The 14,368-nt window shown below is 58.0% G+C and carries 9 protein-coding genes; 4 read left to right on the forward strand and 5 right to left on the reverse strand.

The annotated features are described in order from the left end of the window. Window positions 1–20 precede the first annotated feature (20 nt). Window positions 21–869: a CheR family methyltransferase gene (locus J3U87_RS18130; RefSeq protein ID WP_237377193.1), complete on the reverse strand. Its 849-nt coding sequence runs from the start codon at window positions 867–869 to the stop codon at window positions 21–23. A gap of 34 nt (window positions 870–903) precedes the next feature. Beyond that, window positions 904–1,431 (reverse strand): chemotaxis protein CheD, encoded by a 528-nt coding sequence (locus tag J3U87_RS18135; RefSeq protein ID WP_237377194.1) that lies wholly within the window; start codon window positions 1,429–1,431, stop codon window positions 904–906. Between the two features lie 586 nt (window positions 1,432–2,017). Between J3U87_RS18135 and J3U87_RS18140 the strand changes: the two genes are divergently transcribed. The 3 genes from J3U87_RS18140 (at window position 2,018) to J3U87_RS18150 (ending at window position 6,332) form a co-directional block, all read left to right on the forward strand. Then, window positions 2,018–4,258: a TonB-dependent receptor gene (locus tag J3U87_RS18140; protein ID WP_237377195.1), complete on the forward strand. Its 2,241-nt coding sequence runs from the start codon at window positions 2,018–2,020 to the stop codon at window positions 4,256–4,258. A 162-nt stretch (window positions 4,259–4,420) separates the two neighbouring features. Beyond that, the gene (locus J3U87_RS18145) at window positions 4,421–5,593 is read left to right on the forward strand and encodes an AAA family ATPase (RefSeq protein ID WP_237377196.1); all 1,173 of its coding nucleotides are present in this window, start codon (window positions 4,421–4,423) and stop codon (window positions 5,591–5,593) included. Between the two features lies 1 nt (window position 5,594). Then, complete coding sequence (locus J3U87_RS18150; RefSeq protein WP_237377197.1) at window positions 5,595–6,332, forward strand: hypothetical protein; 738 nt, start codon at window positions 5,595–5,597, stop codon at window positions 6,330–6,332. Between the two features lie 74 nt (window positions 6,333–6,406). Here the strand turns inward: J3U87_RS18150 and J3U87_RS18155 are convergent, their stop codons facing one another. Both J3U87_RS18155 and J3U87_RS18160 read right to left on the reverse strand, forming a co-directional pair. Next, window positions 6,407–7,171: a hypothetical protein gene (locus J3U87_RS18155; RefSeq protein WP_237377198.1), complete on the reverse strand. Its 765-nt coding sequence runs from the start codon at window positions 7,169–7,171 to the stop codon at window positions 6,407–6,409. Then, window positions 7,172–10,633, reverse strand: a complete 3,462-nt coding sequence (locus J3U87_RS18160) for a methylmalonyl-CoA mutase family protein (RefSeq protein WP_237377199.1) — start codon at window positions 10,631–10,633, stop codon at window positions 7,172–7,174. It abuts the gene before it with no gap. A gap of 291 nt (window positions 10,634–10,924) precedes the next feature. On the opposite strand from J3U87_RS18160, the gene J3U87_RS18165 reads away from it, so the two are divergent. After that, a complete protein-coding gene (locus J3U87_RS18165; protein ID WP_237377200.1) occupies window positions 10,925–11,578 on the forward strand; it encodes a 4Fe-4S dicluster domain-containing protein in 654 nt (217 codons plus the stop codon). A gap of 129 nt (window positions 11,579–11,707) precedes the next feature. Here J3U87_RS18165 and J3U87_RS18170 read toward each other — a convergent pair whose 3' ends face one another. After that, entirely contained in the window at window positions 11,708–13,792 is a 2,085-nt protein-coding gene (locus tag J3U87_RS18170; RefSeq protein WP_237377201.1) for a TonB-dependent receptor plug domain-containing protein, read from the reverse strand. Window positions 13,793–14,368 lie beyond the last annotated feature (576 nt).

Raw genomic sequence — 14,368 nt, forward strand, 5'->3', positions numbered from 1 at the left:
AAGCTACCTTGAAAAGTTCGTTATATCTTGCGATAGGCCGCTGGTTGCAGGTACTGAAAGCCCTGAGTATTTCGCGCAAGTGATTCCGAGTGACCGATGAACAGGTAACCGCCCGGAGCCAAACTTTCGTGAATTTTTCGAACCACATGATCTTTTGTCGGTTGATCGAAATAAATCATTACATTTCGGCAAAAAACTACGTCGAACGGCTTTTTGAAGGGGTAGAGTCGGTTTATCAGATTAAAACGTCGATAAGTTATCTCGCGTCGCAACCGGTCGATGACCTCGTACTGGCCCATCGTCGATTTTTGGAAATATTTCTTGAATAGCACCGGCGGTAGGGTTTTTACCTGTTCCTCGGTATATCGCCCCCTGCGCGCTTTTTCCAGTGCTTGCTGGGATATGTCGGTGGCCAGCACGCCGGCGTCCCACATTCCGTATTGGCCGCCGAAGAACTCCATGATCAGCATGGCCAACATGTAGGGTTCTTCCCCGGTCGAGGCCGCCGCGCACCAAACCCGCAGGTCGCGCGAGTTCCGGCCGGTGTGGCGACGCACAATTTCGGGAAGGCAGGTCTTGTAGAACAGGTCGAAGTGATCGGCCTCCCGGTTGAAAAAGGTGTAGTTGGTGGTGATGCGATTGACCAACTCGGTCAGGTTGCGGTCCGAGGGGTGGGTGCACAGGTAATTGTAATAATCGCGAAAGCTCTTGAATTTGCCTTGTCGGATCACCTGCTGCAGGCGCCGCACCAGAAGCGATCGCTTGGCCTCAGTCAGGTGAATACCGAAATTGTTGTAGATCAGGTCCTGAAACAGCTTGAATTCCGCATCCTGGATCTCCATCATGCCGTCCAGGCGGAACTCGTTCATAAAATCTTCCTGATTCAATCCGAACGCCCCTTCGTCAAGATGTCCCACTGGAGAGGCGTGGATACCAGTCGGTACGCCGAATCTGAGCGACTCGTGCGACGACCGACTCGCCGGTGAGGCAATTGAAAATCACCTTGCGGCCGCGGTTGCCACCCACATCCATGGTGCTGATCGTGATTCCGTTCTTGGTCAACGTGTCCACTCCTACCTGCACGTTCTCTTTGTGCAGTTGGGGCCGATAATCGGCGTGATCCCGGTTTTCGGCACCACCGAAGACCTGAGCTTCCAGATCGGCTCGATTGGAGCCAGTCATTAAAAACTGGCGAATCAGCCAGGACAGGGCCGGAATCGCGTAGAGTGAAGTGGCCGGTTGCCCCTGGCGCAGGTGGGGCAAGCAGTAGTGGGTCATGCCGCCGATACCGCGTCGCGAATCGTGGAGCGTCACCGCGACGGTGGCCCCCACGACGGTCCATAACCGTGCGAATTCGGAGGGGACGAAACCGTATCCAGGTTTGATGAAAGAGGAGTCCGGCTCGCGCCGGGTACATTCGGTTTTATTCACGAGCTGCTCTGTGTGTGGATTTGGGAAACCCGAACCGTCCTTCGGGTGCAGGTCACATAGCGACACCCATTTGGCCAGGTCGATCCGAGAAGCGAGTTTCCAAGTACGTGCCGGTGCGCGAACCGATCACGCGTCGCCATGGTTGATGTGAAGTGCTCCAACCACTCGGTTTGCCTTATCCCATTCCTCCCTTGGAAACCGAGAAACAGCGGACCTTAAAAGTAGTGTTTGTAGAGACTATGTTAATTCGAATGAAAAGGATTAATCAATAAGAAAGCAGGTGTCGGGTATTCTCGCGCGAACGAGTGACGGTTCTGCGCCTGGTGAATCTTGCGACCGTTTGACTTTTGCCAAGCATCCTCGTACCTGGATTCCGGCGTGAGCCCCAACACCGGATCGCGAGTTGTGAACCGCGCTTGTCGGGGGCTGGTGGTTTGTTATGCGTTTTGTTCCTATGATATTCTTTCGGCCGCCGAGAAGGGGATATCCACCTGGCTCGCGACGCTTGGCTCGGGGCATTGTCCTTGCACGCGTTCAGATTCTCGATCGAAACACGCATCATCCCGAACACACCGGAGAACCTTACATGCTATCCATGCTTCTTTTCCTCCAACTGTACCTGTCCCCGCACGCGTGGGCCGGACCCGTATCGGTCAACCTCCACAGCGAAGACGTCACGACCTTCGAGGGATGGTACATCAAGCTGGATACTGGACTTGTCCTGGACTTTTCCCAGGTCGGTGCGGTGCAACTGACCGTTCCCGCGGACAGTCGCACCTTCGAGATCGTCAATGCCCAGGGCAGCACCCTGCTCGTGGGCGCTTGGACCAACTACCACGGCCAGAACCCCGTCACCCTCGCCGTCTCCGATTCGGAAGTGATTCTTCACGAGGTCGTGACCGCCAGCCGCATGCGACAGTCTACCTGGGACGTACCCGGTGAAATTTCGGTCATTCGCCCCGATTCACAGAAAGAGCGTGCCGTGACCCAAACCTCCGATTGGCTGAAGGAAGAAGCGGAGGTCCTGCTCCAAAAAACCAACTTGGGTGGCGGCTCGCCCATCATTCGCGGTATGTCGGGCAATCGGGTGTTGTTGATGGTGGACGGGTTCCGTCTCAACAATGCCACCTATCGATTGGGCCTGAACCAGTACCTCAACACGGTGCCCGCGGCATCCGTGGCGCAATTCGAAGTACTCAGCGGGCCGAGCGGTGTGCAGTACGGCAGCGACGGGTTGGGCGGCACCGTCCATCTCCGCAGCGTCGATCCGGCCAACGTGGAGGACGACGAACTGCGCTACAGCGGCTTCTACAGCAGCGCGGACAGTACCAACACTCATTTGCTCAGCGGCAACTGGAAGCGGGGCGATCTCTCGATTCAGGGACATTTCAAGTACAGCCGTTTTCAGGATTTGGAAGCCGCCGACCCCGTGGGGGAACAGATTCCCACCGGTTACGACGGCTGGGACGGCTCTCTCAACGCCACCTGGACCATCGACGAGGACCAACGGTTGCGCGTCATCAACGGGCTCTCGCGTGCGGCCCATGTGCCGCGCACGGATCGCATTCTGTCGGGTCGTGACTTGCTGTGGGAGTACCACCCTCAGCAGTTTTCGATGCACGCGCTGCGATATGAAAATTCACGCCACCGCACATGGGCCGACCACTTCGACATCGGCCTGGGCTACATGAACCAGGACGAGGGCAATCGACGCATTTCTACCGGATCGCCCGATAGCCTGAGAGAGACGCGAGACCTGGTGGACACCCTCCAGTTCAACGGCACCTTCACCAAGATCGGCCGCGGGGTTCAGTGGGTCTACGGCTTCGACGTGGCGCACGACACCATCGATTCCAGCGCCGAACGCATCGATCTGGTGACCGGCGAGATCACGCCCGACGACGCCAAGTTCCCCGACGACGCCGCGTACCGCGCGATCGGGATCTTCACCACCGCCGACATCTCGTTGGGCGAGGGCCACACCTTGCGTGCCGGCCTGCGCCATTCCTGGGTCGATCTGGAGGGCACGCTGGCCGAACCGCTCGGTTTGGTGAAGCAGGACAACAGCGAGCTGACGCCCTCGTTGAGTTGGCGCGTCAAACGCGAGCGCTTCGTATTGAGCCTGGGAGCCAGCCAGGGCTTTCGGGCGCCCAGCTTGGAGGACAGTCTCGCGTTGGGGCCCAGCAACCAGGGGTTCGACGCGCCCAACCCCGATCTCGAGCCCGAACGGTTGTGGAACTACGAGGCCAACCTGCGCTTCCGGCTTCCCGGCGTCTTGGTGCAAACCGCCGTCTATCACAGCCGCTACGAAGACCTGATGGAAAAGATTCCGGGTACCTACCTGGGCCAGGACACCTTTCAGGGCGAGCCGGTCTTCATTCTCGACAACGTGGGCGAGGCCGAGATCGACGGCGTCTCGATTCAGCTTTCCGGACACTGGCACAAACGCCACGACTGGCAGGTGGATGCGGCCTGGACCGAGGGGACCGCCACCGACCGCGACGAGCCGATGCGCCGCATTCCACCGCTGCGGGGCAACCTGATGTGGCGGTATCGCGCCGATGTCTGGGGGCTGACCGGTACCTTCAGTTGGGCCGATCCCCAGGATCGCCTGAGTTCGGGCGATATCAGCGACAGCCGCATCCCCGAGGGCGGCACGCCGGGATACGGCGTGATCCACCTGCGCGGCCACTACCGGTTCAGCGAGACCCTGTCGCTCAAACTGGGCCTGGAGAACCTGACCGACAAGCTCTACCAGCAACACGGTTCGGGTGTATTCGAGCCGGGCCGTCGCGCCGTACTCGAGCTGCAGGCCATGTGGCGTTGAGGGAGAGCGACGACGGCGTAGCGGCCGAATCTGGTGGGGAAATGTGATTTCTCGACGTGAATTTTTCGGGGGAATGCGTTGTGAGAGGTTTTGGGCTGACGTACCTCACTTTAATTTAGATAGAATGTTCTAACCATATGCCCTGAACCTTTGGAGGCTCGATTGGCCACCTTGCTTAAAAAACTGACCGTTGACAACTATCGGTCTATTCAGAAGCTCGAGTTGGAACTCGGAGATCGCTGTGTGTTTTTTGGTCCGAACGGATCTGGGAAATCCTCTTTGTTGGATACTCTCTGGTTTGTTCGCGATTGCTTCATTCGTGGTGTTGATCAGGCTTCGTCGAGAAGGGGACACGGCATTGGCATGCGGTGGGATGGCGCAGATCCCGACGACCAGATCAGGGTCGGTATCGAAACAACCCATGGCGATTATGGCATGTCGTTCGGCTTCGCCAAGGGTCGGATAGATGCCTATGTCGGAGAGATACTGCACGATTCGGGGAAGCTCATTCTCAAACGTTCCATTGGTAGTGCCAAAGTCTCCCTGACGACCCAACCTGGAAAGTTCAAATCAATTAGCCTGCCCGAGCCCGAAAAACCCGCTTTGACCATGGCGCGCACTTCGGGCGTGGCGTCGAGCGCCCTTGCAGAAGTCGACAATATACTTCGGCGAATCAGTTATTACCATGCCCGTTCGATGGATCTTCACGCGTTGAAATGGCGAGGAAGCGAGTCGAGTCCCACCACCTTGCTGAGCGATCGATGTGGCAATCTTTGGTCGGTGATTCGAAACCTTAATGACAAACGGGATCTGGATCATCGATATCAACAAATCGTCGCGTTCATGAAGAGGGCATTTCCCGAATTCAACGGTTTTTTCATCGAGCAAACAGGTCCCTCCAGTCTGTATGCGTATTTTCAGGAGAGGCACCGCAGTGAGCCCATTATGGCTTCGGGGGTGTCCGATGGTTATTTGACCATGCTCATTCTATTGACCGCGCTTTTCTCGATGGGGACCGATGTGAATGAGCTCGTCATCTTCGACGAACCAGATATCTCCCTGCATCCCCATGCTCTATCCGTTTTTGCGGATGCCGTCAAACTCGCGACTCGAGAATGGGGAAAACAAGTCCTCATTGCCACGCATTCTCCTGTGCTGATCAGTCAATTCCAAGCTGCGGACATATACGCCATGTCCCTGGGGGGTCAAGGCGAGGCGTTGGTCACGCCATTGACCCAAATCGACGGAATCGGCGATCTTTTGGAAGACTACTCCGTTGGCTCCCTTTACATGGCGGAAGTCATCGCGCCTCAAAGCAAAGACAGCGAGGTCTGAATTGGAGGAGCGTCATCAGTTCTTGAGGTTTGGCTTGTTCGTGACGGGAGAGGGAGAAAGGGAACACCTGCCGAAGCTGTTTGTGAGTTTGGCTGAAACAAGAGCCTGCCATTTCGAGGTCGTACGGAAAGTCGAGCAATTGAGTCCTCGGAGAGAAAGATCCAAAAACCTCAAATTGGCGGGCCTTCCAACCAGAGATGAAGAGTTGGGTCTTGCCGTTCGAGGCTATCTCAGTCGAGGGCCGGACCACTTCGCCCTCGTTGTGGACGATCTGGAATTCGATCGGCGCGACGTCGAACGAGAAACCTTTGGTCGATACCGCCAGGCCTTGGATACGGTGTTGTCCGATACCCAGCGGGATAGGGCCTCCGTTCATTTTTTGGTTTATATGCTCGAGGCTTATTATTTCGCGCATGCCGATGCAACCAATACTGCGCTGGATCTGAGCCCGGGAATTGAAGATTTCGTGGGAGATGTGGAAACGATCCGACATCCAAAAAATGAACTGAAAAAAATAGCTCCGAACTTCCGAGAACGATCTGCGGCACAAGCGGTTCTCGAATTGTTGGATGTTCGCTACGTACTTAGCAACGAAGCCACCTGTACCGGATTGCGGACCATGTTCGTGTGGTGTCTCGAAAAATTGATGCAATTTGGTCCCGATTGGGTGCCTGAGTTTTCCCCTGAAGTTTATCGCCGAACGGACGGTCGCCTTAGAGATTCGACCCGCGGGCAATAATTTGGATCATCAACTTCCCAGTATGGTCTCGTCAGGGCTGGATGTTGAGGGTATGTACGAGAGTCTTGCGTCGGTCACACCACCGGCAGGTGCTCGGCTTCGTAGCGGGCCACGAATCGCGCGTAGTTCTCCAAGCGACGATGGGCCTGGAAGAAAGTGATCATGCTCTTGAAACGGTCGTCCTTCTGTAGTTTGGGCTTGATCAGCTTCAGTAGCGCCTTGTTCTCGCGTCGACCTTCCGCCGCCCTCATTCGGCCCTTCTCGTCCACCAGGAGCGCGCGCTCGTCGCCGCCTTTGCTCTTCAGGTTGACGAACAGGTTGTAGCAGTAGCACTCGGGATCCTTGCAGGTATCCACCATGAACTGCCAGCGGGTGGCCTTGCCCTTGTCGTGACTGACCACCTCGCCCAAGCACCCATTGGCCGGATCGGCGCCGTCCAACAATAGCTCGGTGGGCACCATGATCGGCTTTTCGAGGTCGTAGCCGGTTTCGACAAGGATCATCTTGCGGCGCAGGTACACGAGGTGCAGGTAGCGCTGTTGGAATTCCTCGGTGCCCTCGGCGATTTTGAAGACCTGGGCCACCTCGTCCGGCAGGGGCTGGTGCTTTTCGTCGTGCCACTCGCGCTCGCCGGTGTACCAGGTGCTCTTGCGCTGGTGCTGGGTGAGCCAGTCCATCTGGATGTTGTCGCAATGGCACTTGGGATCGCCGCACACGCGGGCGTGCAACTGGAACAACAGCGAGCCATCCTCGAAGTCGACCGAAAAGAATCCCAAGTTGTACGTGCTCTCGCGATCGACCTCCGCCAGCTCGATGTGGACCTTCTTGGTTTCTTGCATCTACATGTTCCTCCGGTATTGGCCGCCCACGGTGTACAGCAGTCCCGAGATCTGGCCCAGGGAGCAGTAGCGCGTCGCTTCGAGCAGAGGGCGGAACATGTTGCGATGGTGAATCGCGGCGTCCTTGACCCGGTGCAGGTGATCGGGGCATCGATCGGCGAAGAACTTCTGGAAATTGGCCAGGTAGGAGATCTGTTGCTCCTTCTCGTCCTCGGTGGAGCGAATCAGCTCGAGCGAGCCCTCCGCCGTGTCCTCGGCATTGGGATTGAGGAAGGTGTTGACGCCGATGATCGGCAGCTTACCGTTGTGCTTCAGTTCCTCGTAGTAGAGTGATTCTTCCTGGATTTTGCCCCGTTGGTACTGGGTTTCCATGGCGGAAAGCACGCCGCCGCGCTCGGAGATGCGGTTGAATTCGGAAAGAATGGCTTCTTCCACCAGCTCGGTCAGTTCTTCGATGATGAAGGCGCCCTGCAGCGGGTTCTCGTTTTTGGCGAGGCCCAGTTCGCGGTTGATGATCAACTGAATCGCCATCGCGCGCCGCACCGAGGCTTCGGTGGGCGTGGTGATCGCCTCGTCGTAGGCGTTGGTGTGCAGCGAGTTGCAGTTGTCGTAGATGGCGTAGAGGGCCTGCAGGGTGGTGCGGATGTCGTTGAAGTCGATTTCCTGGGCGTGCAGCGAGCGGCCGCTGGTCTGGATGTGGTACTTCAGCTTTTGGCTGCGGCTGTTGCCGCCGTAGCGGCGCTCCATGGCCACCGACCAGATGCGGCGCGCGACCCGGCCGATGACGGCGTATTCGGGATCGATGCCGTTGGAGAAAAAGAAGCTCAGGTTGGGTGCGAAATCGTTGATGTCCATGCCGCGCGACAGGTAGTACTCGACGAAGGTGAACCCGTTGGCCAGGGTGAAGGCCGCCTGGGAAATGGGGTTGGCGCCGGCCTCGGCGATGTGGTAACCGCTGATCGAGACGCTGTAGTAGTTGCGAACCCCGTTTTCGATGAAGAATTCCTGCACGTCGCCCATCAATTTCAGGGCGAATTCGGTGGAGAAGATGCAGGTGTTCTGGGCCTGGTCTTCCTTGAGGATGTCGGCTTGAACCGTGCCGCGAACCGAACGGAACACGTCGGTACTGATTTTCGTGTAGGTCTCGGGATCGACGGTTTCCACACCGGGAATACCCAGCAAACCGAGACCGAACCCGCGATCGGACGTCGCGTCGTAGGCCATGCCTTCGTAGTAGGGACGCTCGAGACCTTTCTGGTCGTAGCGGCCGTACCATTCCTCGCGAACCGCTTCCAGCCGACCCTGTTGCTGCAGATGACGCTCGATCTGTTGATCGATGGCCGCATTCATATAGAAGCCAAGAATGATCGGGGCGGGGCCGTTGATGGTCATCGACACGGATGTCTTGGGATCGCAGAGGTCGAAGCCGCTGTACAACTTTTTCATGTCGTCCAGGTTGCAGATCGAGACGCCCGAGTTGCCGATCTTGCCGTAGATGTCGGGGCGCCGGGCGGGGTCGTCCCCGTAGAGCGTGACCGAATCGAAGGCGGTCGAAAGGCGTTTGGCGGGCTGTTCCTTGGAGACGTAGTGGAACCGGCGGTTCGTGCGTTCGGGCGTGCCCTCGCCCGCGAACATGCGGGTGGGGTCTTCGCCTTGACGTTTGAAAGGGAACACCCCGGCCGTGTAGGGAAAACTACCCGGTACGTTTTCCAGCAGCAGCCACAGGAGTTGGTCGCCCCAGTCCTGGTAGCGGGGCAGGGAGACCTTGGGGATCTTGGTGCCGGATAGCGAAGTGGTGAACAGGGTGTTGCGGATTTCCTTGTCGCGAATCTTGGTCACCAACTCGTCGCCGCGATAGGCTTCGCGGGCGGCCGGAAAGGCTTCCAGCAGTTTGCGGCAGCGCGGATCGAGTTTGGCCTGGTCGTATTGATATTGTTGTTCGAGGCTGTCGATCGCGTGCTGGTAGTCGGGCGGGCTCAAATCCACCTGGCCGGTACCGTCCGCGGCCGAGATGTTCAGGTCCGTCTGCTGCATGCGCGCACGCAGGCTGTCGATGCTGCCGCGCAGTTGGTACAGGGTGCGGGCGATGGCCGCCTGCGCCTCGGCCCAGGCCTTGTAGCCCCGCACGGTTTCGGTGATCTCGGCGAGATAGCGCTGGCGCTCGCCGGGAATGATCGGCGCTTTTTCCGGGATGCCCATGCGCGCCATCTCCGGCAGCGGCCACGAGAGCCCACACTTTTCGTTGAGCATCTTCACCAGCGCGTGGAACATGCGGTTGGTACCCTTGTCGTTGAATTGCGAGGCGATGGTCGCGTGGATCGGCAGGCTGTCGTCGTCGCGGTCGAACCAGCCGCGGTTGCGCTTGAACTGTTTGCGGATGTCGCGGAAGGCGTCTTCCGAGCCGCGCTTCTCGAATTTGTTGAGCACGACCATGTCGGCCAAGTCCAACATGTCGATCTTCTCGAGCTGGGTCGCGGCACCGTATTCGTTGGTCATGACGTAGACCGAGAAATCCACCAGATCCACGATTTCCGAATCGGCCTGCCCGATCCCCGCCGTCTCCACGACGATCAGGTCGTATTCGGCCTCTTTCAGTAACTCGACCGCGCTGACCAGACATTCGCTGGTGGCGCGGTTGCTGGCCCGCGTGGCCAGCGAGCGCATGAAGACCTGGGGATGGCCCGAAGGATCGGCGCAGGCCACGGCGTTCATGCGGATGCGGTCGCCCAGGAGCGCTCCGCCGGTGCGTCGCTTGGAGGGGTCCACCGAAATGATGGCCATTTTCTTGTCGGCGTAGTGGTCGATGAAGCGGCGCACGATCTCGTCGGTCAACGACGACTTACCCGCACCGCCGGTCCCGGTGATGCCGACCACGGGCACCCGCTTGTCGGAGGTGGCGCCCTCCCGGCGACCCAGCTCCAGCTCGGTGATCTGACGGGCGAGGCGGTTCACCGGTGTGCCCGAATCTCCCAACGGAATGTGCGTGGGGTCGAAATCGCATTCGGCCAACATGTACTCGATCATGCCCACCAGACCCATCTTGGCGCCGTCCTCCGGCGAAAAGATGCGCGTGACGCCGTAGTCGTGGAGCTCCTTGATTTCCTCGGGCACGATGACGCCGCCCCCGCCGCCGAACAATTTGATTTGGGGGGCACCACGCTCGCGCAGCAAGTCGTACATGAACTTGAAATATTCCATGTGGCCGCCCTGGTAGGAACTGACGGCGATGCCCTGGGCGTCTTCCTGAATGGCGGCGTCCACGATTTCACCCACCGAGCGGTTGTGCCCCAGGTGAATGACCTCCGCGCCCAGCGACTGCAAAATGCGGCGCATGATGTTGATCGAAGCGTCGTGTCCGTCGAAAAGCGATGCCGCCGTGACAAAGCGGATCTTGTTCTTCCAGCGCGTGCCGGATTCGGCGTGTTGACTGCCTTTCGCGGTTTCGGCCACGGGTGTCGTCATGACGTTCCCCCTCCCCTTGGTTTGTGTCCCAAACCCGCATTCTAGCGCATGCGGCGAAGCCCCGCCAGTACCGGTGGCGTTTGGCCGCGATGGGCCGATCACCCTTGTCCCGCCACCGTTTTACGAGGGGACCGGGCTTCCCGTGCTTGCCCGCGACTGCCGGCTCCGGCTAGACTGGAGAGCGGGGCGATCCCTGGTCGGAACCGGTCGATTTCGCCCTCACTTCATCCTGTCGCGAACCTCAACCGAAACAATCGGTTCCGTCGACGGGCGACCTCATGGGAAGCGTGCATGGCCAGCCAGGACCCCCACAATCGCCGCGGTTTCTTGGGCGAGTTTTTTTCCGTTTTTCGCAAGGGGATCAGTAACCAGGTGGACCGCAAGCTCGGCAAAATGCTCGATGCGCCGATTCGACCTCCTGGCGCCTTGGAGGAAATCGAGTTTCTGGCGACCTGTACGCGCTGTTCGGCCTGCATCGAGGTCTGCCCCTATTCCGCCATCAAGCGCCAGCCGATCGAATCCGGTCTGAGTGCCAACGCACCGTTCATCCAGCCGGACGAGCAGGCCTGCCGCCTCTGCGACGATTTTCCCTGCATCGGCGCCTGCGAACCCGGCGCCCTACGACCACTGCCCGACGGTCGCGTCGACATGGGACACGCGGTGGTGCGCGAGTCCTTCTGTCAGACCTACGAAGACAAGGTCTGCACCCTTTGTTACGACGCCTGCCCCTACCCCGAGCAGGCGATCGTCATCGGCGACGATTTCCATCCCCAAGTGCTCGAGGCCTGCGTGGGGTGCGGTCTGTGCGAGCAACACTGCCCGGTGCATCCTTCGGGAATCAAGGTGGAGAGCCCGGTGCGGCTCCGCGCCAAAAAGGTGGAACGGGAAACCTACTTCGGGTGGTTCGATGCCCGCGAGGACGCATCGCCGCCGAAAGAGAAGTGAACGCGCGAAGCCCATGCGGTAGGGATGTGGTGCGAACGGGGCGCCCCCGCCAAAGTTATGGCGGCGACGCCGTTCGCGATGTTGCGGGCACGCCCTGTCGGCGCGCCGCTCTGGTTCTCGTGGCCGGGTTCAGTAGTTGTAGCTCGCCTTGAGCTGGTACTCGAAGCCGCGGTTGAGCACGTTTTCCGGAGCCAGGACGGGCGAGAATCCCGGGCTGTACCATTCTTCGTCGGTGAGGTTGAACAGTGTCAGCTCCAAGTCCAGGTGGGGGACCAGGTCGCGCAGGCGACCATGGGCCGAAAGCACCGTCGAACCGTCCATTTCCACGTTTTCCACCGTGAACGCCGGCGTCAGCGACTGAATCAGCCGTGAGCCGTGGTAGAAACCGGAAAGGCTGATCAACCCGCGTTTGCCGAATTCATGCGAGAACGACAGGGTGGCTTTGTGTTCCGGAGAGAACAGGCGCCGGTTGCCCTCGTGATCCTCCGATTTCACGTAGGCGTAGCCCAGCCGCAGGTTGGTGCCGCGCACGATGCGCCATTGGGTGTCCAGTTCCACGCCATAGTCGTTGTCGCCGTCCTCACCGTTGAAATAGGACTGGGCGGTGTCGAACGAGAATGCCTGTTTGATCAGGTCCTGGTAGTAGCTGTAGAACGTGGAGACGGTAATCGAGAACTGGGGTCCGGCCGACCAATAGACACTGGTTTCGACCGTATCGATGGTTTGGGCCTTCAGGTCCGGGTTGCCAAGGGCGTTGGGAAGATTGCGGGTATAGAGCTCGCTGAACGTGGGTGCGCGGAAGGCCCGTCCGTAGAGCAGTTTGAGGACCCACACTTCACTGAGGTTGTAGACGGCGGCGAGTCGTGGGTTGATCGAATCGCCGAAGTCGTTGTAATCGTCGTAGCGAATCCCGGCCGTAATGCCCCACTTGCTGTTGGGATACCAGGTGTCCTGGATGTAGATGCTGCGAATGTCGCGGTCTTGTTTGTCCACGAACGCCGCATCGCCTTCCTGGACGAGCCAGTCATCGCCGGTGACGTGGTTGCCCAAAATGATGTCGCGAATGGTGAAATTGAAAATCAAGTTCGAATCCACCAGGCGATCGCGGGCGACGACCGCACCGGTGATGAATTCGTGATCGCCCTTGATGTAGTTCAAACGTACTTCGAACTCCGCGTTGTCCATTTCGTGGTTGGGGCCGCCCATCCAGCCTTCGTTCAGGACGACGCCGGCCACGTTCACCCCTTCCGGAGCGATGAAGTAGGCCTGTTCGTTTTCACTGCGGTTGTAACGCATGGCCGCCGACAGGGTCAGGGCCTTGTTGACTTCCCAATCGTAATTGGCCTGTACACGGGTCATTTCGCTGTCGTCGCGATTGGTTTCCAGCAACGGGTTTTCCCATTCATGGCTGAAGAAACCCCAGGGCATGAAGCTGTCCATTTCGCGCTTGAACCAATCCACTTGGAAGTTGAGGTTCTCGAAACCCAGCTTGACGCCCACGTCGAGTTGCTCTTCGATGGGATCCTGGATCGCCGGCACTTGCCCCGGCAGGCGGAAAAAGGCCTGGCTGTACTGGTAATCCTCGCCGTCGTCCGTGCGCGTGTTGGCGGTTACCAGGCCGCGCAGCTTCCCGCTGTTCCAGCGCATGCTCACGCCGGCTTCGACCGCCTCGAAGCTACCGCCCGCGATCGACAGCCGTTGCTTGTCCGTGGTTTCGTACTTGGATGAAATGATGTTGATGACCCCGACGAAGGCGTTGGAGCCGAACAACGTGGAGCCCGGTCCGCGAATGATCTCGATGCGGTCGATGTGGTTCAGGCTCAGGTCTTTCACCAACTGGAGACCACCTCCGGAGAAGACGTCGTTGAGGCGTTGTCCGTCGAGCAGGACCAAAATGTCCTCGCCGAATTCAGTGGTTCGGCCGCGAATGCCCAAGGTCGTGTGGGTACCGAATAAAATGCTCCGATTGGCCTCGATGCCGATGGAGTAGTTGAGGATTTCGGAAAGATAACGAGCACCGCTTCGTTCAATTTCAGATCGAGAAATAATGGTGATGATACCGGGCGCCTTGAGAGGGGTCGATTTGGATTTGAACAGCATGGTGACTTCTGTAGCGAGGATGTCCTCGATGGTCATCTTGTCGTAGTTCTGGGCCGAGAGGTTAAGACTGGCAAACAGAACAATCCCGAGAATCCCGCAAAACTGGCGAAACATGCGCCCTCCTTCGACGGAAAGTGGTGGCACCCAGGCACTCACGATTACCCACGAACCACGGATACCCTTTTTGTGGTTGCTTGTGAAGCTGGGTTAAAAAAGGCTTTCGGGTTAATTACAACAGTGATTTCAACATGAAACCATTAATTTTGAAGTATGGTTGTAATATCTTGGTAAAAAAATGGCATGTCAAGGAAAAACAATGGGATCTGAGGCGTTCTACTAACGAGACTCGTGCTACATCCGTTGTGTCGCATGGGGTTATCCATAACATGTCACTTTGGTGGTCGTGAAGAACGATCCGTCTAATTGGCCTCTGTTTGATCGCTTTTTGACGGACCTAAGTGGGTTAAGTGACATTTTATTGTGTTTTGTTTCTTTTGTTTGGTCAATTTTTTCTTGAAAAATAGATAGGCAGACATTACCTTGAGCATCATGCCGACAGACAATTCGCGACATGAGGAAAAACAGGCAATGGAGCGATTTCATGAAAATTCCGATAGGCAATGGGATAGGGGAAATTAAAATTTCTGTGATCTGCGATATATTTCCCGTTTGATTGTCCGCCTTTTTTTC

This window comes from Sulfidibacter corallicola, from assembly GCF_017498545.1.
GTDB lineage: Bacteria > Acidobacteriota > Holophagae > Acanthopleuribacterales > Acanthopleuribacteraceae > Sulfidibacter > Sulfidibacter corallicola.